This window comes from Pannonibacter phragmitetus DSM 14782 (genome assembly GCF_000382365.1).
GTDB lineage: Bacteria > Pseudomonadota > Alphaproteobacteria > Rhizobiales > Stappiaceae > Pannonibacter > Pannonibacter phragmitetus.
This window is the reverse complement of record NZ_KB908217.1, coordinates 39646-66299: the sequence shown is the minus strand read 5'-3', so window position 1 is coordinate 66299 and position 26654 is coordinate 39646. Positions and strand designations below refer to the sequence as shown.

Sequence of the window (26654 nt, the reverse complement as noted above, 5' to 3'; positions counted from 1 at the left end):
TGTGGCATGTTGACGCCTACAATTTTAGCAAATACTGCAAGTTTGCACATGCATGCAGCAGGATGACCGGCAGGCGCACGCATGCCGCTTGAAGCGGTGCGCAGTGCCTCATAGTTTGCCCGGACACACGATTCTCCGGTCCGCAAGGGCAACCGGGGAAACCGGGCAGGAAAGAATGGCCTGACAACCATTCCGCAGGGAGCAGACATGAAGAAACCCGGACCGGCTGGCCTTGCGGCTCCGGCAGACGAACACGCGCAGCCTCTGGCGGATGTTGTTGCCGGGCGCATGCGGCAGAAGATCATCGACGGCGTGCTGACACCGGGCAGTCACCTGTCGGAGGTGCAGCTCTGCGAAACCATGCAGGTCTCCCGCAACACCCTGCGCGAAGTGTTCCGCCTGCTCACCAAGGAAGGCCTGCTGCGGCACGAGGCAAACCGGGGCGTTTTCGTCGTCACGCCGGACATGTCGACGATTGTCGACATCTACCGCATCCGCCGCCTGATCGAATGCCCTGCCCTTGCCAGTGCCCATCCGCTGCACCCGGCCGTGGCGAAAATGCAGGCCGCCATTGACGCCGCGCGCGCCCACCGTGAAGCCGGGGAATGGCTCAGCGTCGGCAGCGCCGACATCGCCTTCCATTCGGCCATTGTGGAGCTCGCCGACAGCCCGCGCCTTTCCGCCTTCTATGCGCAGGTCTCCGCCGAGCTGCGTCTCGTCTTCGGCCTTCTGCATGATCCGGAATATCTGCATGGGCCTTATGTGGACCAGAACCAGATCATCCTCGACATGCTGACCGCTGGTGATGCGGCCGGAGCCTCGGCAAAGCTGGAAGCCTATCTGCAGCAGGCCGAGCGCTTCATCCTGGGCGCCTACGAAAGGCTGGAGCGCAAGCCGGCGGACCGCAAACCTCGCTGAGCAAAAGGCACATCTGTCTGAAGCGATTGCCTTTTACAGCCAGTCCAGACTGATCTAGTCTGCCGCCCATGCGGGACATCAATCTCAAGTCGACCGAGTATTTCGAGGCCGTGGCGCGGCTGGGCAGTGTCACGCGGGCGGCTGAGGAGCTGGGCGTCTCCCCGTCTGCCGTCAGCCAGCAGATCCGGCTGCTCGAAAGCCAGTTCGGCGTGCGCCTGTTCCGGCGGGAAAAGCGGCGTCTGGTGCTGACGCTGGATGGCGACCGCCTGTTCCAGACGACAACTCAGGCCTTCGCCGCCATTCGCAATGCCCGCTCGGCCATCGTCCGGCAGCGGGACCTCCGGAACCTGACGATCCGCGTCAGCCCCAGTTTTGGCGTCCGCTGGCTCGGGCCCCGCATTGCCGCCTTCGCCAGCACCAGTCCGGAATGGAACATCCGCATCGACGCAACGCCGGACTTCACCGTGTTCGAGACGGAGGTGGTGGATCTTGACCTGCGCTATGGCCTCGGCGGCTGGACGGGCCTCACCGTCAATCCGGTGATGAATGATCTGGTGCTGCCCTTCTGCAGCCCGGATTACCTGCGTGCGCTGCAGGCCATCTCGCCGGACCCGGTGGAGCAGCTGGCGCATGCAAAGCTCATCGACAGCGTCAAGATGCTCTACCGCTGGGACCTGTGGCTTGCGGCCAACCGCATCAACCTGCCAAGTCTCAGCTATCAATTCCGTTTCGACCGCTCGTCCATGTCGATCGAACTGGCACGCCAGGGCGGCGGGCTGGCGCTGGACAGTCTGACGCTATGCCTGCCGGAACTGGAGCGCGGGGAGCTTGTTCCCTTCTGCCCGGACTTCCCCGTCATCGACTTTGCCGCCTACTGGCTCGTCTGCCCGCCGAAACACTTCAACCGGCGCATTGTCTCGCGGTTCTCGAGCTGGCTTGAAGGGGCAGCGCAGGAGCATGAAACCCGCGCCCGTGCCCTGCTCACCAGCCTCGGCTGCCATTTCCGCGAAGGACTTGGGCCGGAGCTGATCGGCCCCGGCCCTGACACGACACCCTGAACAGGCCGCCTGTCAGTAGATGGTCAGGAACGGCAGGTACGAGATCATCAGCAGCACAGTTATGGCGACCAGATAGAACGGCAGCAGCGCCTTGATCACCTCGCCTATGCCCGCCCTGGCTATCGCCGCAGAGATGAAGAGCGTCGTGCCCACGGGCGGGGTGTAAAGGCCGATGGACAGGTTCACCACCATGATCAGCCCAAGCTGCACCAGATCAAGGCCGATGGCCTGCCCAATCGTGACGAACAGCGGCCCCAGCAGCAGGACGGCAGCCGGCAGATCGATCAGCGCCCCGACAATCAGCATCACGATATTGAGCGCGAGGATCACCATCCAGGGCTCCGAGAAGGTCGCGGTCACCCACAAGGCCAGATCCTGCGGCACACGCCCGGCCGTCAAAAGCCACTGGATGGTGGACGAAGCCATGATGATGAACATCACTGCACCGGTCATCACCGCCGTCTCGATGCAGGCGCGCCAGACGATGGACACCGAAAGATCCCGGTAGATGAGCCCGCTGATGACAAAGGCATAGGCCACCGCCAGCACGCTCACCTCCGTCGGTGTGGCAACACCAAAGCGCAGGGTGCCGATGACGAAGACGGGCATCAGCATGGCCGGAATGGCAGCTATGATTTCCTTCCGGAAGGCCGAAAATCCGCCGTCCAGCGGCGCGCGCGGGAGGTTCTTGCGGCGTGCCACAAACCAGACGGCGGCAAACATGCCCACCGCCAGCATCACCCCCGGCAAAATGCCCGCGACGAACAGATTGATGATCGAGACATTGGCGACGAGCCCGTAGAGGATCAGCGGAATTGACGGGGGAATCAGCACCGAGACGGTGGAGGAAGCCGAATTGATTGCCGCCGCAAAGCCGGCCGGATAGCCCTGCTTCTTCTGGACGGGAATGAGCGCATTGCCCAGCGCGGTGGCATCCGCCACCGCAGAGCCCGACACGCCGCCGAAGATGACGGAGCCGATGATGGACACCTGCCCGAGGCCACCCTTCATGTGCCCCACCAGCAGGCGGGCAATGTTGACGAGATAGACCCCGAAACGGCCGGACATCATCAGGCTTCCAGCCAGGATGAAAAACGGGATGGCCAGCATCGGGAAGCTCTGCATCGGCGTGTAGAGCCGCTGCATGATCACCGCCATCGGCTTGCCTTCCAGCCACAGCGCAGCAGCCACACCGCCCAGCATGGCATGGGCAACGGGAACGGCAATGGCCATCAGGATGATGAAAATCCACAAGAGCGGAGCGGTCATGGCCGTTTCCTTTCAGGATCTGAATTCTGGAGAAGCGCGAACCGGCCGTCAGGAGAAGCTGGCCCGGCCATCCCCCTCCTGCGCAGCATTGCCGGGGAGCAGCGCCGCAGTGGCCTCGATCACGGCAATGACGGCCATGCCACCGAAGGCATAGACCATGCTGGAATAGCCCCAGATCTGCTTGATCCCCAGCGTAGACAGGGACTGAAATTTCGAGGCCTTGAGGATCGGCTGTCCGGACCACAGGACACTGACCGCGATGACGGCAATCACCGCGTTGATGATGAACCGCAGCACCCGCCGCTGGCTCGTGCTCAGCATCTCCGGCAGCAGTGTAATCGCGATGTTGCTGCCCCGTGCCGAGGCAATCACCATGCCGCCAGCAACCATCCATGGCAGCAGCAGAGCGTGGATCTCATAGGCCCATGCGATGCCCGAGCCAAAGAAATAGCGCAGGATCACGTTCACCAGCAGCGCCGCAAACAGCATGGCAAGGCATGCCACTGCGATCAGGCAGCCGCTCCAGTCCAGCAGCACCACCACCTTGCGCAGATGGTTCATGAAGGGCGGGCTGGAGAAGGGGCGCTGCCGCCCCTCCCCGCTCATCCGCTCCCCGCCGGATGAAGCCGCGCTCATCACAGGCCCGCCGCTTTCTTGAGGGCCGCCACCAGATCCGGATACTGGGCCGCATACTTGTCGTATACGGAGGCGGTCGCCGCCTGATAGGCCTTCTTGTCAGCGTCAAAGAACTTGGCGCCTTCCGCTTCCATCTTCGGCCGCAGGGTCTGGTCACCTTCCTGCGACAGGCTGCGCTGCAGCTTGCCCGCCTCTGCCGTTGCATCAAGAGCGCATTTCTTCGTGGCGTCGTCGATGCTTTCCCACCAGGCAAGCCCCGCCACAACGGGGGTGGATTCGTACTTGTGCCCGGTCAGCGTCACATAGGGCGTGATCTCGTGCAGCTTGGCCGAATAGATGTTGGTCAGCGGGTTTTCCTGCCCATCGAAAACACCGGCCTGCAGCGCACTGGGAAGCTCCGAGAAGGCGAGCGGCGCCGGTGAGGCACCCAGGGCCTCGAAAATGGCGACCGTCATCTGATCCGGCGGCGTGCGGATCTTCATGCCCTTGATGTCAGCCGGATTGGCAACGCTCTTCGTCAGGTGGGTGACGTTGCGGATGCCGTTGTCCCAGAAGCCGAGGATCTTGAGGCCTGAATCCTGCGCCCGCTTGTCGAGCATGTCTCCCACTTCGCCATCCAGCACCGCCCAGGCAGCGGGAAGATCGTTGAAGAGGAACGGCAGACCGAGAAGGCCAATTTCCGGGACCATCTGCGACATGGCACCCTGGCTGTTGGCCGTGACCTGAATGACGCCGCCAACGGCAGAGGTCAGCAGTTCCACATCATCGCCCATGGTGGCCGATGGCGCGAGGTTGACCTTGTGAGCCCCGTTGCTGCAGGCGGCAAAAAGCTCGCTCCACTTCTCGGCCGCCACATAGCGCGGATTGCCAGGATTGGCACCGTGGGCGAAGATCACCTCATCGGCCTGCGCAGCACTGCTGAGCATGGTGGCAGCGGCCAGCACTACATAGATCATTCCCTTCATCGGATTTCCTCCCGTTTGAATTTCGGTTTGCGGCCTCTGGCAGATGAAACGGTTCTCCTCCCGGTTTCATCCACCGCCGCGCCAAGTGCTCAGTGGATCAGCGAGCCCCCGTTCACATCCACCTCCGTGCCCGTGCAATAGGCTGCAAGGTCAGAGGCCAGAAACAGCGCGCATCCCGCCACATCGGAAGCCGTTCCGGCCCGGCCCATGGGTATGCCTGCAAGGATCATCTCCTTCATGTCCGGTGTCAGCTTTCCAGCCGTGATATCGGTGGCAATGAAGCCGGGGCAGATTGCGTTGACACGGATCGTGTCGGGGGCGAGTTCGCGGGCCATGGCTTTGGTCAGGCCAAGAATCCCTGCTTTGGCAGCAGAGTAATGCGGTCCGCCGAAGATGCCACCGCCGCGCTGCGCCGAAACCGAACTTAGGTTAACAATGCTGCCGCTCTTGCGCGCCCGCATGCCGGGGATGACGGCCTGGCTCATGTAGAGCGTGCCGCGCAGGTTCACATCCAGAACTGCGTCATAGTTCTGCGGTGCAATGTCCATGATCTTCAGCGGCTGGGTGATCCCGGCATTGTTGACGAGAACATCGACACGGCCCCAGCGGCTTTCCAGTTCGCGCACGGCGGCTTCGCAGGCCGTCTTGTCAGTGACGTTGCAGGCAAGCCCCACGTGCCCGGCGCCCAGATCCGCAGCAGCAGCTTCCGCAGCCGCCGCATCGAGATCCAGAATGGCAACGGTCGCGCCATGCTCGGCAAAAAGCTGTGCCGTTGCCTTGCCCAGACCGCGCGGCGAGGCGGCCCCGGTGATGACGGCAAAACGGCCCTTCAACAGACCCATGAATTCCTCCTCCTGTTCGGCTATTCCGTTTGGTTCAGAGCCAGGACCTGATCCGGGCAGTCAGCTTGTCCACGGACAGGCCGTACATCTCGTGCAGCGTCGGCAGGGCGCCGGCTTCCAGGAACTCGTCCGGCAAGCCCACCATGCGGAAGGACGGGGTGACGCCATTGGTCAGCAGCAGGCCGGCAACGGCCTCTCCCAGACCGCCGACGACCGTGTGGTTTTCTGCCGTCACCACAAGCCGTCCGCCCTTGCGTGCCTCCTCAAGGATCTTGGCCGTATCCAGCGGCTTGATGGTCGGCACATGCAGCACCGCCACATCCACATTGTCCTTCTCAAGGGCAACGGCAGCATCCAGCGCCCGCATGGTCATGAAGCCGGTGGAGATCACCAGTACATCCTTGCCCTCGCGGATTGTCTGGGCCTTGCCCAGCTCGAATTTGTAGTCCGGCTTGTGGCGGGTCAGCACGCTGGGCACCTTGCCGCGCAGCAGGCGGGAATAGACAGGCCCGTTGTGAGCGGCGATCTGCGGCACCATTCCGGCAATGTCATCCGCATCGCAGGGATCGATCAGCGTCATGTTCGGCAGGCCGCGGAAAATCGCCAGATCCTCGGTCGCCTGATGGCTTGGGCCATAGCCGGTGGTCAGGCCCGGCAGGGCGCAGACGATCTTGACCGGCAGGTTTTCCTCGGCAATCGCCATGGCGATGAAGTCATAGGCCCGGCGCGAGGCAAAGACCGCATAGGTGGTGGCAAAGGGGATGAAATCCTCCCGCGCCAGACCTGCCGCAGCCGACATCAGCAACTGCTCGGCCATGCCCATCTGATAGAACCGCTCGGGCATCGCCTGCGAGAACACATGCATGTCCGTGTATTTCGCCAGATCCGCCGAGAGGCCGACGACGCGCTCGTTCTGCCTTGCCAGATCAAGAAGCGCGTGGCCGAAGGGAGCCATCACCGTGTCATAGCCTTCAGCGGCGAGCGAGGCGATCATGGCGCTGGTTGCCATACGCGAGCCGTCCGGTGCCAGCTGCACCTTGCGCGGCTCATGTTTGCGGGCCATCGAGGCGAGGGTCATTGGGGCTTTCCTTCTTCCAGAACGGCCAGTGCCTTGGACCATTCATCAGCTTCCACACGCACGAAATGGGTGATTTCGCGGCTCTCCAGGAAGGGCACGCCCTTGCACATGGTGGTGTCGAAGATGATGACGCGGGGCCGGGGCTCCTTCAGCGCCCGGGCGGCATCGAAGGCGGCAACAACGGCCTCCAGATCGTTGCCATTCACCCGCTGGCAGTGCCAGCCGAAGGCTTCCCACTTGGCATCCAGCGGCTCGGAGCACAGCATCTCCGTGGACTTGCCGTCCGCCTGCTGGTTGTTGAAGTCGATGAGGCAGATGAGATTGTCGAGCTTGTGATGGCTGCCGGACATGGCGGCCTCCCAGGTCGATCCTTCGCCCAGCTCTCCGTCTGACATCATGTTGTAGACGAAGGCAGGGTTCTTCTTGCGTTTCAGGCCAAGCGCCATGCCAACGGCAATGCCGAGGCCCTGCCCCAGCGAGCCGCCGGTGATTTCCATGCCCGGGGTGTAGGAGGCCATGCCGGACATGGGCATGCGGCTGTCATCCATGCCATAGGTTTCCAGCTCGTCTTCCGGCAGGATACCCGCCTCCATCAGCACCGCATAAAGGGCGATGGCGTAGTGCCCGATGGAGAGCAGAAAACGGTCACGCCCCTCCCACTCCGGCTCTTCCGGCTTGTAGTTCAGCGCGTGGAAATAGCTCGCGGCCAGCACATCGGCGATGCCAAGCGCCTGGCCGATATAGCCCTGCCCCTGCACTTCGCCCATCATCAGCGCCTTTCGGCGGATGTTCCAGGCACGCAATTCAAGCGAAACATTCGCACCCGCCCGATGGCGGTAACCGGCATTCATGTGTTTCCTCCCAGTGGCACTTGTCAGCCCTTGCAATAGGCGTAGCACCGGGCGGCGGCAGAAGCTGTCTTGAAAAATTCAAGACTTGTGTAGCTCAGCTTCACAAGTCTCTCACCGGCAGGCTGCGCTTTCGGCAGCATCCCCCCTCTGGCCGGTTGAACTTGTGGCGCCGGTCATGCAAGTTGCGCCGGCGTGCGGAGAGATAACAGAGGGGCGCAATGACCACTCCCGTTTCATATGAAGTTCAGGACGGCATTGCCGTGATCACCATCGCCAACCCGCCGGTCAACGCACTGTCGCAGGCCGTGCGGGCCGGGTTGCTGGAGGCGGTGGCGCGGCTGGCGGCGGATAGTGACGCCATTGCCGGCGTCATCACCGGCGCTGGACGCATCTTCGTCGGCGGTGCCGACATCACCGAATTCGGCAAGACACCGCAGCCCCCCTATCTGCCGGACGTGATCAACGCCATTGAAGACAGCGCCAAGCCCATTGCAGCCGCCCTCAATGGCGCGGCCATCGGCGGCGGCTGTGAAGTCGGCCTCGGCGCCCATCTGCGCATTGCCGCTGAAACGGCCAGGGTCAGCCTGCCGGAAGTGACGCTGGGCCTGATGCCCGGCGCTGGCGGCACCCAGCGCCTGCCGCGCCTTGCGAGCGTGGAAGCGGCCCTCGACATCATCACCACCGCCCGTCAGGTGAGCGCTGCCGAAGCGCTGTCCCTCGGCATTGTGGATGCCGTGGTGCCTGCGGCTGACTTGCTGTCAGCGGCAAAGGACAAGGTCCGCGCCGTGGCAGAAGGCTCCGTCAGCCGCCCCGTGGCGACCGGCCTGCGCCACCGCCCCGTTGCGGATGCCGCTGTCTTTGAGGCCACCCGCAAGAAGGTGCGTGCCCGCAATCGCGGTGAGGTCTCGCATCTGGCCGCCATCGACGCGGTGGAAGATGCCACTCGCATGGACCGGACGGAGGGACTGGCTGCTGAGCGCAAGCGCTTCCTCGACCTGATGCAGACGCCCCAGCGCGCCGCCCTCATCCACGTCTTCTTTGCCGAGCGCAAGGCCGCGCAGGCGAAGGAGATCGCCGGGCTGACCCCGCCGCCCTATGCCTCCACAGGCGTCATCGGCGGCGGCACCATGGGCGCGGGCATTGCCACGGCAGCGCTGCTTGCCGGTCTGCCCGTTACCCTTATCGAGCGCGAGGAGGCCTTTGCCGAAAAGGCGCGCGCAACAATTGCCCGCAATCTCGATGGCGCCGTCGCTCGCGGCAAGCTGAGCGCGGAACAGCGCGATGAAATCCTGAGCCTGAAGCTGAAGACCGCCACCACCTATGAGGCTCTGGCGGAGGCCGACATCATCATCGAGGCGGTATTTGAAAGCCTTGAGGTGAAGACGGACGTGTTCCGCACGCTGGACGCCATCGCCAAGCCGGGCGCAACGCTGGCCACCAACACCTCCTATCTGGATGTGAACGCCATCGCCGCCGTCACCTCACGCCCGGAAGACGTGATCGGCCTTCACTTTTTCTCCCCCGCCCATGTGATGCGGCTGCTGGAGATCGTCGTGGCAGAAAAGACGGCGCCTGCCCATATCGCCCGTGCCTTCGATCTGGCCCGCAAGCTCGGCAAGACCGGCGTTTATTCCGGCATCTGCGACGGCTTCATCGGCAACCGGCTGATGATGCAGTACCGCCTTGCCTCCGACTACACGATGATGGACGGGGCCAGCCCTTACGAGATCGACGCCGCGCTGACGGATTTCGGCTTTGCCATGGGGCCGTTCCAGGTTTCGGATCTGGCGGGCATCGACATCGGCTATGCCTCCCGCCAGCGCCGCGCCCCCACGCGCCCGCCGGAAGAGCGGGTGGTGACCTTTGCCGACGGGCTCTATCACCGGGGCTGGCTCGGCCAGAAGACCGGGCGCGGCTTCTACATCTACGATGAGCAGAGCCCCAAGGGCCGCCCGGACCCGGAAATCCTCGCCCTGCTGGAGGAGGCCCGCAAGGAGGCCGGCATCATCCCGCGCAGCTTCACGGCAGACGAGATTCAGCGGCGTTATATGGCAGCGATGATCAACGAGGCCGCCCGCGTTCTGGAAGAGGGCATCGCCCGCCGGGCATCTGACATCGACACGGTGCTGCTCACCGGCTACGGCTTCCCCCGCTGGCGCGGCGGCCCGCTGCATTACGCCGACACGGTGGGCATTGCCTCGGTGCTGGAGGACATCAGGCGGCTCTCGGCAGACGACGCCTACTTCTGGCGCCCCGCCCCCCTGCTCGTCCGCCTTGCCAGCGAAGGCAAGACCTTCGCGGATCTGGATGCAGGAGAGGCGGCATAGAGGCAAGGCGCTTCCATATGACCGCAGCGCTCCTCTCCCCCCTTGAGGGGGAGATGTCTGCGCAAGCAGACAGAGGGGGGTAGCAGCGCCTCAATACGGCAGATCTCTCTCATAAACGGACAGTCCGTTACCCCCCTCTGCCCCCTGACGGGGGCATCTCCCCCTCAAGGGGGGAGAGGAGTTGGAGGCTCATTGACAGTCCGTTGTGAACGCTCCCTACCCAGCCGGAGAGGACCTCGCACCTGCCTGCCACCCGGATCAAACCCCGCTCTTGCGGACAAAATGCTTCTGCAAATTCCCGTAAAAATGGCTGGCATCGGAAGGGCAAGGCGGTCTATCACAGGCTGAAAACCAGCCGGTGGCTCCTCAAGCCCCTCCCCCGTGCCTGCCGCCCGTCAAGGCCTTCCGCCTCGCACAGAACCATGTGCAGGGCCTGTCTTGCCAGCAGTGACAGATGCGGTACTAGCCAGAGGACCAGCCACAGGACGGCACGCAACCCCGAGGGGCCTCATCCATGTTTCTGCCTGCCCATGTCCGCCAGTCCATCGCAAAGCTTGGTGCGGACAAGACCAACGGACGCAGTTTCTTCGTCTATGATCTCACGGTCATGAAGGCCAAGATTGCCGCCCTCAAGGCAGCACTGCCGCAGGAAGTCGGCATCTTCTATGCGATGAAGGCCAATCCGAACGGCTCGTTCCTCAAGGCGGCACTGGCGGCGGATGTGGCAGGCGTCGAAATCGCCAGCATCGGCGAGGGCCGCAAGGCGCTGGAGGCGGGCTTTGCGCCGAAGCAGATCGTCTTCACCGGCCCCGGCAAGTCGCCGGAAGAGCTGGAATGGGCGGTCTCGACCGGCATCAAGCTGGTGCATGTGGAATCGCTGACCGAGGCGCACCGGCTGGAGCAGATCTGCGCCCGCCATGGCGTGACGCAGGAGATCCTTGTCCGCGTCAATCCCAACTTCCATGTGCATGATGCGCAGGCCAGCTTCTCCGGCGACAGCTCCAAGTTCGGCATCGATCAGGAACTGTATTTCGGCCAGCTGCCGCAGATCGCCGCCCTGCCCCATCTCGCCTTCCGGGGCCTGCATGTCTATTCCGCCTCGGGCGTGCTGCAGCTGGATGATCTTCTGGAAAACTGCCGCCGCGTGTTCGAACTGGCCAAGGAAACGGAAGCCCGTGTGCCCGGCCTCCAGTGCAGCACCATCGACTTCGGCGGCGGCTTCGGCATTGACTATCTGGAGACAGGCCGCGGCTTCCAGCCGGAAGCCTATGCTGCGCGCCTGACGGCGCTGATTGCCGAACATGGCTTCGGTGGCCGCCATTTCGTGCTGGAACTGGGACGTTATCTGACCGCCGACAGCGGCTGGTACTGCACCGAGATCGTCGACATCAAGACCAGCGTCGGCATGAAGCAGATCGTCTGCCAGGGCGGCTCACACCATTTCCGCCGTCCCATTGCCCTGAAGATCAACCACCCGGTGGACGTGGTGCGCATGAATGCCCCGGCCATTTTTGACGGCCAGCAGTCGGTGCGCAACGAAACCGCCTTCATCGGCGGCGCCCTGTGCAATTCCGCCGACAAGCTGACGGCAACTCCGGTGGAACTTGAAGCGGCCGATATCGGCGATCTCTTCGTCGTCGGGCTCGCGGGCGCCTATGGCTATTCCATGAGCCATCTCGACTTCCTGTCGCACCCGCGTCCGCTGGAAATCGTCATCGCGGAGTGAGGCAGGCCGCCTCAGTCTTCCGCGCCGCCCCGGCCTTGTGCCGGGGCCTGTGATGCTGCCCTTGCCTGCATACTTTCCGGGCCAGCCTCCCCCTGCATGCGGGCCCGGTCTTCAAAGCCCGTCACAAAACGCTCCAGCAGCACCGCGAACCTGTCGAGATCCTCCGCGCTCCAGTCTGCCGTGATGTCGCGGATGAAGCCCTGCTTCACCCGGTCGGCAACGCGGAAATACGCGTGGGCGCGCTCCGTCAGCTCCACAACGCTGCGGCGCGCATCCTCCTGCGACACAGTCCGGCGCAACAGGCCACGCTGCACCAGATCCGCCACCAGCCGGCTGCTGCGGGAGGGGTCCACCCGGATGAATTCGGCAATCGCCCCGACCGTCACCTCGCCGTCCGGCGCGCGGCGGCGCACGGCGTCGATGACATCCAGATGGGTCAGCTCCAGCCCCGGCTCGGTCTGCTGCAGGGCGATACGGCCAATGATGCGGCGGCCGATCATCATGCGCATGCGGCCGAGACTTGCGGAGATCAGCGAAAAATCCTCTTCCTGCCGTTCCCGGTTCTGAGCTGGCACCTGATCATCCATTTCCTGCCCCATGGCCATCCTTCCGCCCGAGCTGCCTGGCACTGCCTGAACAGACCCGCGCCCCCTATTCACAAAGCATGCCCTTGTCACTTATTTGACATTGACACATATATGCCAACGGCACATATTTTTCAATCATCCGTCCGAGGGATCACGGGCCTTTCCGTGGAGGGCGGAGTTTCTGGACGGCCTTTTTGCCATGAACAAGCATCTTACGGAACCGGCGGAGCTTGAAGCCGGTGTTGCCGCTTCAGCGGCCCTTCCCCACACCACCCCGCCTGAAAGACCGCCCCACCCGCGCAGGGTCATCATTTTCCTGTTCCTGCTGATGGGCGTCTTCATGGCGACGCTGGACAACCAGATCGTTGCCACGGCCCTTCCCACCATCGTCAGCGAATTTGGCCAGATCGAGCGGTTCGGCTGGGTGGCATCCGCCTATCTTCTCGCCTCCAGCGCCGTGATGCCGGTCTATGGCAAGCTGGGCGATCTGTTCGGGCGCAAATACGTGATGCTGGCTGCCATCGCCATCTTCACCGTTGGCTCGCTCACCTGTGCCCTTGCCGTCTCGATGAACACGCTGATTGCAGCGCGCGTGCTGCAGGCCCTTGGCGGCGGCGGCATCATGGTGACGATCTTCTCGATCAACGCCGACCTCTTTGCCCCGCGCGAGCGGGCCCGCTACCAGAGCTATTCCAGCCTCGTGCTGATGCTCTCCGGCGCCATCGGCCCGATGCTGGGCGGCACCATGAGCGACCTGTTCGGCTGGCGCTCGATCTTCTTCATCAACCTGCCGGTCGGCATCATCGTTCTCACCGCCCTTGCGGTCATGCTGCCCTACAAGCGGCCGGACCGGAAGCCGAAGATCGACTATCCGGGCGCCATACTTGCGGCCATGGTGACGGGCAGCATCGTGTTGTGGGCCGATGGCTCGGAACTGTTCGGCGGGCTTCTGTCGCCCACGGCCCTTGCGGTTCTCGGCACCGGCATGCTGGCCCTCGTTGCCCTCATCCAGGTGGAAAGGCGCGCACCGGAACCGGTACTGCCGCTCTCGCTCTTCCGCAACCGCCAGATCTGCCTGCTCTTGACCATCTCGGCGGCAAGCGGCGCCATCGGCATTGGTCTGGTCACCTATTATGCGCTCTACCTGCAGTCGGGCCTTGGCCTCAGTCCCTCGGCAGCCGGTGTGTTCTTCATTCCGCTGACCGCCGGCATCGCCATCGGCTCGCTTTCCGCCGGGAGGCTGATGTCGGCCTCGGGCAACTACAAGATCTTCTCCGTGCTCTCGACACTGATCGGCGTGGTGATGCTTCTGGCCTACAGCTTCACCGGCAGCAACACCCCCACCATCCTGCTGGGGCTCATCATGCTGGCGCAGGGCATCGGCGTCGGCATCGGCCAGCAGGTGCCCGTGCTGGGCGTGCAGAATGCGGCAGACAGGCGGGACGTGGGCGCGGCCACCGGCAGCGTCACCCTCACCCGCATCGGCGGCGCCTCCATCGGCATCTCGATCTATGGCGCAATCCTCTCCGCAGGCCTTGGCCGCCACATGGGCGAGGTACCCGGTGTCGAGCATCTGGAAAAACTGTCGCCTGCACAGACAGCGGCCCTGCCGGACACCGCAAGGCACCTGCTTGGAAGCATCTACCAGTCCGCCTTCCATCCGCTGTTCCTGACAGCCGCCCTCATCGCCGCAGTTGGTCTCGGTGCCGCCCTCGCCTTACGCAACATCCGCCTGCCGGTGGGGGAGGCAAAGGGCTGAACAAGTCCGAAGCAAACAAGCAAAAGCCTCCGCCAGAGGTTCACTGGCGGAGGCTTTTCTGTCTTTGCGGAGTGATCTCACTCGCCCGGTGTCGTCCGCGCTGCACCGTCACGCGCATCGCTCATTTCCCGCTCAAGACGGCTCTCCTGTTCTGCCTGCGGCTTGATGAAGCGGCCGAGCAGGAGATAGGCAACCGGGGTCAGGTAGAGGGTGGAGAAGGTCGCAAGGCCAAGGCCGCCGACGATGATCCAGCCCAAGGCAACGCGCGCCTCCGCACCGGCACCGGAGGCCAGGATCAGCGGCACACCGCCGACGATGGTGCAGAGCATGGTCATCATCACCGGCCGCAGGCGGATGTTGGCCGCGTTCTCCACCGCCTCGCGCACACCAAGGCCCTTGTCCCGCAGCTGGTTGGCAAATTCCACCACCAGAATGCCGTTCTTGGCCATGATGCCCACAAGGAGCACAAGGCCGATCTGGCTGTAGACATTGAGCGAAGTGCCGCTGAAGGCCATGGCATAGACCGCGCAGGCCAACCCCAGCGGCACGGTGAACATGATGATCAGCGCGCTGATGAAGCTTTCAAACTGCGCGGCCAGCACCAGAAGGATGATCAGCAAGGCAAAGCCGAAGGTGCGGGCCATGCTGGCCGACTGCTCGCCCAGCGTCGCCGCCTCCGCCAGCGGCACGATGCGCCCGCCCGGCGGCAGCAGAGGGGCGGCAATCTCCTGTGCCACCTTGTAGGCATCCCCCAGTGCAAAATCCGGCGCAAGGCTGGAGGTGATGGCGACCGAACGCAGCTGCTGCTCGCGGTCGAGCTGCGGCGGAACCGCCTTTTCGGTCAGCGTCGCAATGGTGGCCACCGGCACGAAACGGCCGTCGCCGGTGCGCAGGAACACGTTCTCCAGGTCCGTCGGATCGTTGATCGGGTTGGTAGTGGAAACAAACTTCACATCGAAGCTGCGGTCTTCGATGAAGACCTGCCCGACGCGGCGCCCGTCCAGCATCGCCTGCATGGCATTGCCAAGGCCGTTGATGTCGATGCCGAGATCCGACGCCCGCTCGCGGTCGATGGAGACCGACAGCTGCGGCTGCGTTGCCTCGGTGGACAGGCGCGGCTGGGTGAAGCGCGGATCCTTTTCCAGCTCCGCAACGATCTTCGCAGCGCTTTCCCCAAGGGCCGCATAATTGCTGCCGGCCACCGCGAACTGAAGGCCTGAGCCTGCCCCGCGAATGCCCAGGCTGTTGGGCTGGAACACGAAGGCCCGCACGCCTGGCACGTCCCGCACGAGCCGCGACACATCCGCAACGATCTCCTGCTGCGAGCGCGTGCGTGCCTCCCAGGGCGCCAGACGCATCACCATGAAGCCGTTGTTGGACCGGCCACCCTGCCCGGCAACGGAGAAGGTGCTGGTGATCTCACCACTGTCGCGCAGCGGCTGGATCAGTTCCTCGACACGCGTCATCTGCTCCGCCAGATAGTCAAGGCTTACGCCCTGCGGGGCCGAGATCCGCATGAAGGCGATGGACCGGTCCTCGGACGGCGTCAGCTCGGACTTGATGGTGCCGAAAAGCACCACGGCGGACATGGCGAAGAGCAGCGACACGGCAAGCACCACCATGGGCGCATCCAGGCAGGCTTTCAGGGTCCGGCGGTAGAGACTTGCCAGACCGCTATCGGCCTGTCTGGCGGCCTGGCTGGCAGCCTGTCCGGCAGGGATAGCAGCCTGTGCTTCTCCGGCACCATCCTGTGCCTCTGTTTCAAGGATGACCGTTTCGTCCGCCCCCATATTGGCGACCTTGCCCTTGAGCAGGCGGGACGCCAGCATCGGGCACAGGGAAAGGGCCACGACCGACGACAGCAGCACCGCAATCGCCAGCACGAAGCCGAACTCCCGGAACAGGCCGCCGGTCTGCCCGGGCAGGAAGGACAGCGGCACGAAAACGGCCGCCAGCGTTGCCGTCGTCGCGATCACGGCAAAGAACACCTCGTCCGTGCCCAGAACGGCGGCCGCCCGTGGCCCCATGCCCTGGTTGCGGCGGCGCACGATGTTTTCCAGCACCACAATGGCGTCATCCACCACGAGGCCCGTCGCCAGAACCAGCGCCAGCAGGGTGAGGATGTTGATGGAGAAACCGGCCAGATAGATTGCCGCCAGCGTGCCGATCAGCGCGACCGGCATGGTCACGGCCGGAATAAGCGTGGCCCGCCAGTCCCGCAGGAAGAGGAAAATGATCAGCAGCACCACGCTGACGGAAATCATCAGCGCAATCTCCACCTCGTGGATGGAGCCGGTGATGAAGGTTGCATCATCACTGGTGACTTCAATCTTCGTGCCTTCCGGCAAAGTCTGCTGGATCCGCTCTGCCGCCGCCGCGACACCCTGCGAAATTTCGAGAGTGTTGGACTGGGCCGCGCGGATGATGCCAAGACCAATGCCGGATTTGCCATTGGCCCTGAGCAGCGACTGGCCGATATCCGGTCCCAGCGTCACCGTTGCAAAGTCTCCAAGCCGGGCGCGCCGGTTCAGGATGATGCTTTCGAAGGCTTCCGGCGTATCGATGGCCGCACTTGCCCGCACGATCAGGTCCTGCGTCTGGCTGGTCAGCGAGCCGGCAGGCGTATCGAAGGCCATCGTGGACAGGGCCGACGCCACATCGCCAACCGTCAGATTGAGGCTGGCCATCTTTGCCTGATCGATGTCGATGCGGAAGATCTTCTGCCGGTCGCCCGAAATCTGCACATCCGCGACGCCGGGCACGGCGGACAGCACATCCGCGATCTCGTCCTCCACCAGAACCGTCATGTCCTCGACGGACATGGCATCGGAGGTCAGCGCAAGACGCACCACGGGCTGCGCATTGGAATCCGCCTTCACGATACGGGCTGCATCCGCATCCTCAGGCAGATCGTTGGTGATGCGCCCCAGCGCATCGCGCATGTCGGCGGCAGCGGCATCAAGGTTGACGTCGTCATAGAACTCCACCGTCACCCGGCTCTCGCCATAGGAGGATGAGGAAGAGATCGACTTGACGCCGGACACCCGCGACACCGCGCCCTCGATCACGCCGGTCACTTCCCGGTCGATGGTCTCGGCAGAGGCGGAATTGTAGGTGGTGCGGATGGAAATGACCGGCTGATCCACATCCGGCAGCTCGCGGATTTCAACGCCGAAGAATGCGGCAAGGCCGGCGACGACGATCAGCATGTTCATCACGAAGGCCAGCACGGGGCGGCGGACGAACAGGGCGGTGAAGCTGCGGTCAGGCTTATGGCTGGAGCTCATCTTGGCCTCGTTCCGGTGTCCCGGGCAGCCCGCCGCATCGGGCGGTGCGGACTGCGGGAAGGTTTGTCCTCAAAGGCAGGACCGCGGCGCCACGCCATGGGCGGCACCAGTGCAGTCATGCGCGGCGGCCGCCGGCCCTATCCGGCCGCACGGGATCTCAGGAACCGCTTGGCGCAGCGGCTGGCTTGGCGGCCGTATTCCCCGCCGGACCCGGCGCCTGCCGTCCGGCGATGTTCAACGGGGCGCCTTCGCGGGCCAGATGCAGCCCTTCCGTCACCACCTCGTCGCCAGGCTTCAGCTCGGCCTCCACAAGCACGTTGCGGGTGTTGCGCTGGATGATGCGCACCGGCGTGCGCTTTGCCTTGCCGTCCTGCACCGCCCAGACAAAGGCGCCATCCGCGCCCCACTGGACGGCCAGCGGATCGACCGCAGTAAACGTCTCGCCGGGGAACCGCATTTCCACCTGGAAGGACATGCCCGGCCGCAGCCGGTCGCCGTCGTTGCGGATCGTGGCCTGCACCTGCAGGGTCCGGCTTTCGGTCTCGACCCGGTTGTCCACGGCGCTCACTTCACCGTTGTAATATTCCCCCGGGCGGGCAACGGACACGGCTCTCAGCGGAGCACCGACGGCAATCCCTGCGAAGCGTTCAGGAACCCAGAAATCGACCAGCAGCTCCGAACGGTCCTCAACGGTGGCAATCACCGAAGACGAGGTGACATAGTTGCCATCCGTGATCGGCAGGATGCCGACGATGCCGTCGATCGGGCTTTCAACTGACCGGCGCGACAGGGTCAGCCGCGCCTCGCGCAGGACCAGCCGGGCATTGTCTGCCGCCAGTTCCGCATCGGTCACCTGCACGTCGCTGGCCGAATTGGACTGGCGCAGTTGCCGGGTGCGGCCCAGCCGCGCTTCGGCATCCTTGAGGGCGATCTCGGCGCGCTCGGCGGCAATTTCTTCAGCCTCGGAATCAAGCTTGGCAATCACATCGCCACGCTTCACGACGGCACCGGACCTGACAAGAATTTCCGTCATGCGGCCGGATTCAAACGGCCGGACCTCGACGGACCGGACTGCACGGCCCGTGCCGATGGCGGAGAGGCGGTCGTTGATCGTCTGCTGGGTGACCGGCGCCACGTTGACGATCCCCTGCGGCCCGCGGCCGCCCTGACCTCCCCCTTGGCCGCCCCCCTGCCCGCCACCCGATGCCGGGGGCGTGGAGGCCGCTGCGAGCCAGCCAAGACCGGCAGGCGCCAGAATTTCACCTGCACCGGGATAGAACCTGGCCCAAAGGCCAAGACCAGCAACAATGATGACAAGGCTTAGAAGCGATTGTCTCCAAAGCGACACATGAAACTCCAGTTCAAATTTTCCGTTCGGCCGCCAAGCTCAAAACCGGTATCGCCTGTAACATGCGAGATGTAGCGTGAACATTACATCGGGAAACATCAAAATTTTTTGACCCCGTTGCCAGCGGAAATTTGCAGCAAAACTGGTCAATCTGGCGGCACAGCGCGGCAAACCCCGGAAAATTTGTACCAGAGTGTATCAGGCTGGCTCATGCCCTCCCAGTCAACGCGCTGCGCGCTGACCATAGGCCTTGAAAGCCCGCCCAAGCGCGTCCTTGAACACACCAGCACTTCTGCGCGAAGGACTTCGGGAGAGTTCGAGCGTCACGAGCTCGATCTCGATGCGCTTCTCCAGAGGAATGACCGCCAGCCGCCCGCGGCCAAAGTCATGGGCGGTGATCTCATCCGTGACACTGCACCAGCCGGTGCTGGCCACGAGACCGATGGCGAAGGACGGAGACATCGCCGACAGAACCCGCGACGGAACGGCGCCCGCCGCCTCGAACGCCTTGTGAACCAGTCCGCCGATGGGCGCCTTGGGGTTCGGCATGACACAGGGAAGCCCGTTGAAGGCATGCAGATCAAGCATCTTGCGGTCCGCCAGCGGATGGGACTTCGGCATGACAGCCACAAGCGCCGTGCGGCCTATGTGATCCTGCCTCAGGTCCGGACTGCCCGCGACAGGCGCCCCCACCGTGATATCAGCCATGCCGCCGCGCAAGGCCATGAGCTGTGCGGCAGCACCGCCACCATCAACGGAAATGGCCAGATCAGGCATCTTTTGCTGCAAGCTGCCAACCGCTTCCGGAATGAGCGAAATACACAGCGTGTTCGCCCCGATGATGCGCAAGGAGTCGGATGACCCGCGTTGCAGCGCTTCGACGCTGCGCTCCAGCATCGACACCCGCTCGAACAGGCCGCTGGTTTCCGCATAGAGCCGCTGCGCTTCCCAGGTCGGCTCTATGCGCCCCGCCACATTGGAAAACAGCGAGACCTTCAGCTCATCCTCAAAAACCGCGAGATGACGGCTCACCGTCGGCTGGGCAAGGTTCAATTTTCGCGCTGCAGCACTAATCCCGGCAAGCTCATAGACCGTCCGGAAGATCTGCAGTCTATGGAGATTGATCGCTTTCATGATCTCCCCTCAAGCAGGGCTGATGAAACCACACACCAGAGCACTGACCTATTCTTAGGCAGGATGCACATTGTTTTCGCAAACTCGAAAAACTGTTGAATTTTTCAGATTATCAGACGCACGGCAGCCCATGAGCGACGGTTTCAAATCACCGTAAACTATCATTTATATTTTAAAATCAAGGACAGACATAGCTACAAGCTATTATTAAAGAAAAAATTTCGTATTGAACGAATGACAGCGGGATGATCCCTTTGCCGGGACAAGGAGCCCTCGATGACGCTAGTTCCCGTTCTCTTCCTGATCATTTCGCTCATGGCCGGCAGCGCCATCGCCTATTTCGTCGGAAGCGCGACGATCATCGGCTTCTTCGCTCTCGGCGATGCCCGCTATCTTGCGGCCCTGCCCCAGCGGGTAATGGGACAGCTTGATGTCTTCGCCTTCCTTGCCATGCCGCTCTTCATCCTGACGGGGGAACTGATGAACCGGGGTGGCGTCACGGAGGCGCTGATCCGTTTCTCCATGTCCATGCTGGGCCGGTTCAAGGGCGGCCTTGGCCATGTGAACATCCTGACCTCCGTCTTCTTCGCAGGGGTTTCCGGTTCCGCGACTGCGGATGCGGCAGCGCTCGGCAACACGCTTGTGCCGGTGATGGAGAAGGAGGGCTACAGCCGTGAGTATGCCGCCGCGGTCACGGCGGCCTCTTCGATCATCGGCCCGATCATCCCCCCTTCCATCATCCTGATTTTCTACGGCGCGCTGATGGGCACGTCCGTTGTGGCCCTGTTTGCGGCCGGCGTGGTGCCGGGCCTGCTGCTGGCTGCGGTGCTTATGGCGGTCAACGCCTATTTGGCTCACAAGCATGATCATCCAGGTGGCCGCGGCACTGCCATTCCGGCTTTCTTCCCCTCGCTGTTTGCCGCCCTTCCCGCGCTGACGCTGCCGGTCATCATCCTCAGCGGCATCCTCTTCGGCGTCATGACGCCGGCGGAAGCGGCAGGCGTTGCCGTGGTTGCGGCCTTCATCGTCGGCCTCATCTACCGCCGGCTGACACCGAAAGACGTGATCGAGTCGCTGGGCCGCACCATCACTCTGTCGGGTGCTGTCTTCATCATCCTCGTTGCCATAGCAACCTTCGGCTACCTTACATCGATCGAACAGCTGCCCCAGAAACTTGGTGGCTTCATCGGGGAACTGGGCCTTGGCCCCACCGGCTACCTGCTGGTGCTCAACGTCATCTTCCTCCTGGCGGGCATGGTCATGGATGTGAAAGCAGCCGTGGCGCTGCTCGGGCCGCTGCTCATCCCGCCTGCCATCGCCCTGGGTGTTGATCCGGTGCATATGGGCATTCTGGTAGGCTTCAACCTGACGGTCGGCCTGCTCACCCCTCCGCTCGGCGGAGTGCTGCTCATCCTCTCCACGGTGGTAAACATCGGCTACTGGCGCCTTGTCCGGGCCGTAATGCCCTTCCTCGTGGTCGAGCTGATCCTCCTTGCCGTGCTGATCTACGTTCCGTCGATCAGCCTCGCCCTTCCCCGTTACCTCGGGCTCATCAACTGACAAGAACTCCAGACAGAGGAACAGACATGCTGAAAAGACTGATTGCCAGCACCCTTGCAGGTGCCTTCATGGCGGGCACCGCGCTCGCCGCAGACCCGGTCGTCATTGCCTTTGCCGGCCAGGAAGACCTGAAAAACGATGCCGAATACGTCTTCATCCACGCCTTCAGCGAAAGTCTGAAGGAGCATGGCATCGAGACTGTGGTGCATCCGGCCAACACCATGGGCAAGGAAGAGGACCGGCTCGACCAGGTGTCGCAGGGCCTCATCAACGTCAACGTCGGCAATGTCAGCATGCTGTTCAAGGCCTCCGACTTCTCACGCACCCTGTTCCTGCTGTTCATCATGGCGGATGAAGAGCAGTTCGATGCGGTCATGGAAAAGTCTGGTGCGATGGACCGGGTCAACGAAGAGGCCTCCCGCATCGGCGTCCGTGTGCCTGGCTACGCCATGCGCGGCGGCACGCTAGGCCTTTTCAACACCCAGAAGCCGGTGACGAAGCTGGAAGACGTGAAGGACATGCGCCTTCGCGCCCAGAACGGCGACCAGATCAAGTTCTTCGAATCCTGGGGTGCCAAGGGCACCGTGGTCAGCTGGGCCGAAACGCCGCAGGCGCTGCAGACTGGCGTGGCTTCCGGCCACCTCAACCCGCCCTCCACGGTGGTGGCTGCCGGTCAGGTGGATCTCCTGAAGTACTACACCCCGCTTGATGCCGGTCCCGTGCCGAAGGTCATCATGTTCTCCGATGACTGGTATCAGTCCCTTGACGGCGAAACGCGCGGCTATGTGGACGAGGCAACCCGAAAGGGCATTGCCGCCAACCGCGTCTGGGCGAAAGAACAGGCAGCCTATTTCGAGAAGGTCATCGCCGACGGCGGCATCCAGATCACCCCGCTGGAGCCGGGCGAGCGCGACAAGTTCATGGCGGCGACCAGGAGCGTCTGGGCCCAGACCGTGCCGCAGGACTACATCGACGTCCTGAGCCCTTATTTGCAGTAACCCCTGCCCCCGCATGGAGCGTAAGGCATGAAGCACATTGCGAACATCCTTGGCCGGATCAGCGACGGGCTGGACCGGATCATGCGGGGGGCGGCAGTGCTGTTCCTGCTGGTCATGGTGGCGGCCATCTGCCTGCAGGTGGTCGCCCGTTACGGCTTTTCCTCTCCGCCGGCATGGACGGAGGAAGCTGCGCGCTACGCCATGGTCTGGGTAGGCCTTCTGGGCGCGACCGTCGCCTTCAAGGCGAAATTCGACCCCACCCTTGTCCCGGTGCCGGTGCATCTGCCGCGGGCACTGCAGCTGGCAGCAGGTGCCGTGCGGGCGCTCAGCGTCTTCATTTTCCTCGCCCCGGTGCTCTGGTTCTGCTTCTTCGGGCCCGGCATGTCGACGGCACGGTCCTTCCTGTCCCGCAGCCTGCAGACCAGCGCCGAAACCTTTCCTCTGCCCTCCATCTTCATCACCATTTCGGTGCCGCTTTTCATCGCCGTCATCTTCGTCCACGGCCTCGCCCGCATGGCGAACGAACTGACCCGGCCGCACCGCGCAGACAATCAGGCATAGTCATGAAATTCACCAGCGCCGGGGCCATTGCCGCCGACACCCGCTTGCTCGACAAGCTGACCGGAATCCGCCGCGATATCCATCAGCATCCTGAGACGGCTTTCGAGGAAGTGCGCACCAGCGATCTCGTCGCTGCGGCGCTGACGGAGCTTGGAATCCCCATCCACAGGGGCCTCGGCAAGACAGGCGTTGTCGGCACCTTGCAGGGCAAGCGCCCCGGCCAGCGGCGCATTGGCCTGAGGGCCGACATGGACGCGCTGTTCATCCACGAGACCACCGGCCTGCCCTATGCCTCGAAGATTGACGGCAAGATGCATGCCTGCGGCCACGACGGGCACACCACCATGCTGTTGGGCGCTGCCGGGAAGCTGGCCGCAGACCCGGACTTTGCCGGCACGGTGCATTTCATCTTCCAGCCCGCAGAGGAAGGCCTTGGCGGAGGGCGGGTGATGATCGAGGACGGCCTGTTCGAACTCTTTCCCTGCGATGCCGTCTATGGCGTTCACAATGCCCCCAAGTCTCCACTGGGCAAGGTGGAAACCCGCCCTGGGGCATTGATGGCAGCAGGCGACACCTGGGAAGTGATCTTCAAGGGCACGGGTGGCCATGGCGCGATGCCGCACATGGCAACCGATGCCACAGTTGCCGCAGGGCACTTCATCTCCGGCCTTTCAAGCATCATTTCGCGCAATGTTCCCGCCAATGAGCGGGCAGTCATCAGCGTCGGGCATATTCATGCGGGTGATTACAACAGCCCCAACATCATCCCCTCGCGTGTCATCGTCCGGGGCACGGCGCGCAGCTATGTTCCTGATGTCCGCAACACACTGGAGCGGCGGCTTGGAGAGCTGGCGTCAGGCTGCGCGGCGGCGCAGGGCGTCGAAGCACATCTGATCTACACCCGCCGCTATCCGCCGCTGGTCAATGCTCCCGCCCAGACGGAGCTTGCCGTGCGCGCCGCAGCAGCCACCTCCGGCGCAGAGAATGTGGACGCAGACTGCGCGCCTCTCGGCGGCAGCGAGGACTTCTCCTTCATGCTGGAGAAGGTGCCGGGCGCCTATGTCATGATTGGCAATGGCGATGGGGAAAATTCCCATTTCGTCCACACGCCGGGCTATGATTTCAACGACGAGCTGATCCCCTACGGGGTCGCCTACTGGATGAACATCGTGGCGCTGGAACTGGGTGATGCAGCAGACTGAAAGCGAACCTGTGATGATGCTCAGCCGCTGGGCCGCAGGTGTCACGCCTGCGGACACGGGCAGCCTAATGCCACGGGCAGCCGAGGCCTTTGCCGATACGCTCGCCTGCATGCACGCCGGCTGCGATGATGCTGCCGTTCTGGCCGCCCTCACAGCCGCCCGCGCCGCAGAGGGGCCGGGCCGGGCGCCCGTCTACGGACATGACGTGACTCTTAGCCCGGCGGGCGCTGCGCTGGTCAATGCCACCGCCGCCCACGCGCTGGACTATGACGACAACTTCGCGCCCGGGATCACCCATGCCAGTGCCGTGCTAGTGCCTGCCCTCTCGGCTCTTTGCTCCACCCGGACCATTAGCGGAGCAAGGCTGCTGAGCGCCTATACTGTGGGGCTGGAACTGCACGCCCGCATTTCCTCCGCCGTCAACCCGGACCATTACGGAAAAGGCTGGCACGCGACCTCCACCGTTGGCACCATTGGCACGGCAGGCGCGGCCGCATGGCTATTGGGACTGGATGCGTACGGCATCGCCCGCGCCATGAGCCTCGGCTTCAGTCAGGCCGCCGGCTCCAAGCTGCAATTCGGCAGCGATGCGAAGCCCCTGCACGCGGGTCTTGCCGCCAGAGCCGCAGTGCTTTCCGCACTTCTGGCGGAAGCCGGGCTTGGCGCGCAGCCGGAGTTCATGACCGGCCCCTGGGGCTTCGTCAGCCTCTACGGCGGCACTGCGTCCATGGACCTCGGCGGTCTGGGCAGCCGCTGGGCGCTCGCCGCCGATGGCCTGATGGTCAAGCGCTTCCCGTGCTGCGCAGCTTCCCACAAGGCGCTTGATGCAGCGGAGATCCTGCATCAGCAAGGGATCGCACCGGATCATATTGCGCAGATTGCCGTGCACATGCCTGAGCTTCTTGCCCGCAATCTGCGCTTTGATACCCCCGTTACCGGTGCAGAGGGCCGCTTCAGCCTCAGCTATCCCATGGCCGCCCTGCTGACAGACGGAGAGCTGACCCTGCGCCATTTTTCCGGCGAGGGCTTTGCCACCGCCCCCTATGCGGCCCTGATGCAGAAGATCCGCCGCATTCCGTTTGATCCGGGCAGTGCAGGCGTGCATGCCCCCTACCGGATCGAGGTCAGCCTCACCTCCGGCAAGACCATCAGCATCATCCGCGGCCAGCTCTGCGGCGCAGGAGATTTGCCCCTGTCTGCCGCGCAGATGGGTGCCAAAATCCACGACTGCCTCGCCTACAGCGGCAGACAGGATGCAGCAGGCCTGTTCACCCGGATCGCAGGGCTTGCCGGTTCGGTTGACGCGGGAGCCCTGCTGTCTCCGGAAACATCCGGCTCATGGGTTCAGGCTGCCACCTGAGCCTTTGCCAGCACAGCCAGATCGAAGCCGCAGGCTTCCAGTTCTGCACGGGAGGGCGGATTTGCCCCTGCCAGCAGCTTGCGCGCCTGCATGTGGGTTTTCGCATCATTGACCGTCTCGACCGCCGAAAGCACCCCGCCGCGCAGGCGCAGAACGGCATCAGGCCCGAGAGCCAGACTGTCATCACCCGGCCCGGCAAGGCCTGCGATCTGCAGCTTCCAGTCTGCCTGATCCGACCAGAACCACGGCACGGCGGCATAGGCAGCACCCGCACCTTTCACGAGACGCCGGGCAATGTGGCGGGCGTGATCGGTGGCCGCCTGCACGCTTTCAAGGCGGATGCGCGCCCCCGTCACCGGATCAGGGAAGGACGCGCAATCCCCCAGCGCGGAGATGGAAGGATCGGAGGTCAGAAGCTGGCCATCCACCGCGATGCCGTTCGCTATCTCAAGCCCCGCCTCTGCCGCAAGCTCAGTATTTGGCACGACACCTGCCGCCAGCAGCACAAGATCCGCCGCGATGCCCGAGCCATCGGCAAGCGTAACACCTTCGTCCGTCACTGCACTCACCGGCTGGCCCAGCAGAATGCGGGTGCCCATGCCTTCGTGCAGGGAGAGAAACCGGGCGGAAAGTTCCGGCGACAGCACCCGTGCCATCAGGCGGGGAGCGGCTTCCGCCACCGTCACCTCATGCCCGGCAGCGCGGGCAACGGCGGCAAACTCCAGCCCGATGAAGCCGCCGCCAATGATGGCAATGCGCAGGGGCCGTTCGAGTTCACCGCGCAGCCTTGCCGCATCTTCCAGGGTACGCAGATCCAGCGCCCGCTCCAGCCCGGGGATCGGCGGTCGTAGATTGCGGGTGCCGGTGGCGAGGATCAGATGGCCGTAAGAATAGACCGTGCCGCCCGCATGCACCTCACGGCCTTCACGGTCAATACGTTCCGCCCGGACGCCGGAAACGAGCGTAACCTCATTCTTTTCGAAGAAAGCGGCCGGGCGCAGTTCCAGCCGCGACCCGTCACCATCCTTCAGATAGGCCTTGGACAGTGGCGGGCGCTGATAGGGCAGGCCAGGCTCGGCACCGATCAGCGTGATGGCCCCGGCAAATCCTTCCTGCCGGAGGCTCATGGCCGCCTGCAGGCCGCCCTGCCCGGCCCCAATGATGACGATCCGCTGCATGGTCTGCCCC

At 63.7% G+C, this 26654-nt stretch carries 21 protein-coding genes; 10 read left to right on the top strand and 11 right to left on the bottom strand.

Translation table 11 applies throughout. The annotated features are described in order from the left end of the window. Positions 1-207 precede the first annotated feature (207 nt). On the top strand, positions 208-918 hold the full coding sequence (locus tag H163_RS0107130) for a GntR family transcriptional regulator (protein WP_019963874.1): 711 nt from the start codon (positions 208-210) through the stop codon (positions 916-918). Between the two features lie 68 nt (positions 919-986). After that, entirely contained in the window at positions 987-1976 is a 990-nt protein-coding gene (locus H163_RS0107125; RefSeq protein WP_019963873.1) for a LysR family transcriptional regulator, read from the top strand. A gap of 12 nt (positions 1977-1988) precedes the next feature. On the opposite strand, the gene H163_RS0107120 is transcribed toward H163_RS0107125, so the two are convergent. From H163_RS0107120 to H163_RS0107095, 6 genes are all read right to left on the bottom strand, one after another. Beyond that, complete coding sequence (locus H163_RS0107120; protein WP_019963872.1) at positions 1989-3245, bottom strand: TRAP transporter large permease; 1257 nt, start codon at positions 3243-3245, stop codon at positions 1989-1991. A gap of 48 nt (positions 3246-3293) precedes the next feature. Next, positions 3294-3881 carry a TRAP transporter small permease gene (locus tag H163_RS0107115; RefSeq protein WP_026355553.1) on the bottom strand — a complete coding sequence of 196 codons (588 nt, stop codon included), beginning with the start codon at positions 3879-3881 and terminating at the stop codon, positions 3294-3296. Further along, positions 3881-4846 (bottom strand): TRAP transporter substrate-binding protein, encoded by a 966-nt coding sequence (locus tag H163_RS0107110; protein WP_019963870.1) that lies wholly within the window; start codon positions 4844-4846, stop codon positions 3881-3883. The genes H163_RS0107115 and H163_RS0107110 overlap by 1 nt, the downstream gene beginning before the upstream one ends. 89 nt (positions 4847-4935) lie before the next feature. Next, positions 4936-5688, bottom strand: a complete 753-nt coding sequence (locus H163_RS0107105; protein ID WP_019963869.1) for an SDR family NAD(P)-dependent oxidoreductase — start codon at positions 5686-5688, stop codon at positions 4936-4938. A 34-nt stretch (positions 5689-5722) separates the two neighbouring features. Then, positions 5723-6766 carry a transketolase family protein gene (locus tag H163_RS0107100; RefSeq protein WP_019963868.1) on the bottom strand — a complete coding sequence of 348 codons (1044 nt, stop codon included), beginning with the start codon at positions 6764-6766 and terminating at the stop codon, positions 5723-5725. Further along, positions 6763-7617, bottom strand: coding sequence for a transketolase (locus H163_RS0107095; RefSeq protein WP_019963867.1), 855 nt, complete (start codon positions 7615-7617; stop codon positions 6763-6765). Before H163_RS0107095 ends, H163_RS0107100 begins: the two co-directional genes overlap by 4 nt. A gap of 218 nt (positions 7618-7835) precedes the next feature. On the opposite strand from H163_RS0107095, the gene H163_RS0107085 reads away from it, so the two are divergent. Together H163_RS0107085 and H163_RS0107080 are read left to right on the top strand one after the other, a co-directional pair. Continuing rightward, a complete protein-coding gene (locus H163_RS0107085) occupies positions 7836-9944 on the top strand; it encodes a 3-hydroxyacyl-CoA dehydrogenase NAD-binding domain-containing protein (protein WP_019963865.1) in 2109 nt (702 codons plus the stop codon). A 514-nt stretch (positions 9945-10458) separates the two neighbouring features. Continuing rightward, positions 10459-11670 carry an alanine racemase gene (locus H163_RS0107080; protein WP_019963864.1) on the top strand — a complete coding sequence of 404 codons (1212 nt, stop codon included), beginning with the start codon at positions 10459-10461 and terminating at the stop codon, positions 11668-11670. A gap of 11 nt (positions 11671-11681) precedes the next feature. Here the strand turns inward: H163_RS0107080 and H163_RS22360 are convergent, their stop codons facing one another. Next, a complete protein-coding gene (locus tag H163_RS22360) occupies positions 11682-12275 on the bottom strand; it encodes a MarR family winged helix-turn-helix transcriptional regulator (RefSeq protein WP_019963863.1) in 594 nt (197 codons plus the stop codon). A 181-nt stretch (positions 12276-12456) separates the two neighbouring features. Between H163_RS22360 and H163_RS22355 the strand changes: the two genes are divergently transcribed. Continuing rightward, a complete protein-coding gene (locus H163_RS22355; RefSeq protein WP_019963862.1) occupies positions 12457-14016 on the top strand; it encodes an MDR family MFS transporter in 1560 nt (519 codons plus the stop codon). A gap of 77 nt (positions 14017-14093) precedes the next feature. On the opposite strand, the gene H163_RS0107065 is transcribed toward H163_RS22355, so the two are convergent. The 3 genes from H163_RS0107065 to H163_RS0107055 form a co-directional block, all read right to left on the bottom strand. Then, positions 14094-17303, bottom strand: coding sequence for an efflux RND transporter permease subunit (locus tag H163_RS0107065; RefSeq protein WP_019963861.1), 3210 nt, complete (start codon positions 17301-17303; stop codon positions 14094-14096). 157 nt (positions 17304-17460) lie between these two features. Then, a complete protein-coding gene (locus H163_RS0107060) occupies positions 17461-18651 on the bottom strand; it encodes an efflux RND transporter periplasmic adaptor subunit (protein WP_019963860.1) in 1191 nt (396 codons plus the stop codon). A gap of 222 nt (positions 18652-18873) precedes the next feature. Continuing rightward, complete coding sequence (locus H163_RS0107055) at positions 18874-19785, bottom strand: LysR family transcriptional regulator (protein ID WP_081625978.1); 912 nt, start codon at positions 19783-19785, stop codon at positions 18874-18876. A gap of 276 nt (positions 19786-20061) precedes the next feature. On the opposite strand from H163_RS0107055, the gene H163_RS0107050 reads away from it, so the two are divergent. From H163_RS0107050 to H163_RS22350, 5 genes are read left to right on the top strand one after another with little or no spacing between them, the layout of a single operon-like run. Continuing rightward, complete coding sequence (locus H163_RS0107050; protein WP_019963858.1) at positions 20062-21345, top strand: TRAP transporter large permease; 1284 nt, start codon at positions 20062-20064, stop codon at positions 21343-21345. A gap of 26 nt (positions 21346-21371) precedes the next feature. Further along, positions 21372-22343 (top strand): TRAP transporter substrate-binding protein, encoded by a 972-nt coding sequence (locus tag H163_RS0107045; protein WP_019963857.1) that lies wholly within the window; start codon positions 21372-21374, stop codon positions 22341-22343. A 27-nt stretch (positions 22344-22370) separates the two neighbouring features. Beyond that, positions 22371-22904, top strand: coding sequence for a TRAP transporter small permease (locus H163_RS0107040; RefSeq protein ID WP_019963856.1), 534 nt, complete (start codon positions 22371-22373; stop codon positions 22902-22904). A gap of 2 nt (positions 22905-22906) precedes the next feature. After that, the gene (locus tag H163_RS0107035; RefSeq protein ID WP_019963855.1) at positions 22907-24106 is read left to right on the top strand and encodes a M20 aminoacylase family protein; all 1200 of its coding nucleotides are present in this window, start codon (positions 22907-22909) and stop codon (positions 24104-24106) included. Further along, the gene (locus H163_RS22350; RefSeq protein ID WP_019963854.1) at positions 24093-25466 is read left to right on the top strand and encodes an MmgE/PrpD family protein; all 1374 of its coding nucleotides are present in this window, start codon (positions 24093-24095) and stop codon (positions 25464-25466) included. Before H163_RS0107035 ends, H163_RS22350 begins: the two co-directional genes overlap by 14 nt. On the opposite strand, the gene H163_RS0107025 is transcribed toward H163_RS22350, so the two are convergent. Then, the gene (locus tag H163_RS0107025) at positions 25451-26644 is read right to left on the bottom strand and encodes an NAD(P)/FAD-dependent oxidoreductase (protein ID WP_019963853.1); all 1194 of its coding nucleotides are present in this window, start codon (positions 26642-26644) and stop codon (positions 25451-25453) included. The two genes, H163_RS22350 and H163_RS0107025, sit on opposite strands and share 16 nt — an antisense overlap. Positions 26645-26654 lie beyond the last annotated feature (10 nt).

Coding starts and splice junctions, on each gene's coding strand:
- H163_RS22350 (WP_019963854.1), top strand. CDS start 24,093: ATGCAGCAGACTGAAAGCGAACCTGTGATGATGCTCAGCCGCTGGGCC.
- H163_RS0107035 (WP_019963855.1), top strand. CDS start 22,907: ATGAAATTCACCAGCGCCGGGGCCATTGCCGCCGACACCCGCTTGCTC.
- H163_RS0107085 (WP_019963865.1), top strand. CDS start 7,836: ATGACCACTCCCGTTTCATATGAAGTTCAGGACGGCATTGCCGTGATC.
- H163_RS22360 (WP_019963863.1), bottom strand. CDS start 12,275: ATGGCCATGGGGCAGGAAATGGATGATCAGGTGCCAGCTCAGAACCGG.
- H163_RS0107115 (WP_026355553.1), bottom strand. CDS start 3,881: ATGAGCGCGGCTTCATCCGGCGGGGAGCGGATGAGCGGGGAGGGGCGG.
- H163_RS0107105 (WP_019963869.1), bottom strand. CDS start 5,688: ATGGGTCTGTTGAAGGGCCGTTTTGCCGTCATCACCGGGGCCGCCTCG.
- H163_RS0107120 (WP_019963872.1), bottom strand. CDS start 3,245: ATGACCGCTCCGCTCTTGTGGATTTTCATCATCCTGATGGCCATTGCC.
- H163_RS0107125 (WP_019963873.1), top strand. CDS start 987: ATGCGGGACATCAATCTCAAGTCGACCGAGTATTTCGAGGCCGTGGCG.
- H163_RS0107045 (WP_019963857.1), top strand. CDS start 21,372: ATGCTGAAAAGACTGATTGCCAGCACCCTTGCAGGTGCCTTCATGGCG.
- H163_RS0107110 (WP_019963870.1), bottom strand. CDS start 4,846: ATGAAGGGAATGATCTATGTAGTGCTGGCCGCTGCCACCATGCTCAGC.
- H163_RS0107040 (WP_019963856.1), top strand. CDS start 22,371: ATGAAGCACATTGCGAACATCCTTGGCCGGATCAGCGACGGGCTGGAC.
- H163_RS0107050 (WP_019963858.1), top strand. CDS start 20,062: ATGACGCTAGTTCCCGTTCTCTTCCTGATCATTTCGCTCATGGCCGGC.
- H163_RS0107130 (WP_019963874.1), top strand. CDS start 208: ATGAAGAAACCCGGACCGGCTGGCCTTGCGGCTCCGGCAGACGAACAC.
- H163_RS0107065 (WP_019963861.1), bottom strand. CDS start 17,303: ATGAGCTCCAGCCATAAGCCTGACCGCAGCTTCACCGCCCTGTTCGTC.
- H163_RS0107025 (WP_019963853.1), bottom strand. CDS start 26,644: ATGCAGCGGATCGTCATCATTGGGGCCGGGCAGGGCGGCCTGCAGGCG.
- H163_RS0107095 (WP_019963867.1), bottom strand. CDS start 7,617: ATGAATGCCGGTTACCGCCATCGGGCGGGTGCGAATGTTTCGCTTGAA.
- H163_RS0107100 (WP_019963868.1), bottom strand. CDS start 6,766: ATGACCCTCGCCTCGATGGCCCGCAAACATGAGCCGCGCAAGGTGCAG.
- H163_RS22355 (WP_019963862.1), top strand. CDS start 12,457: ATGAACAAGCATCTTACGGAACCGGCGGAGCTTGAAGCCGGTGTTGCC.
- H163_RS0107080 (WP_019963864.1), top strand. CDS start 10,459: ATGTTTCTGCCTGCCCATGTCCGCCAGTCCATCGCAAAGCTTGGTGCG.
- H163_RS0107055 (WP_081625978.1), bottom strand. CDS start 19,785: ATGAAAGCGATCAATCTCCATAGACTGCAGATCTTCCGGACGGTCTAT.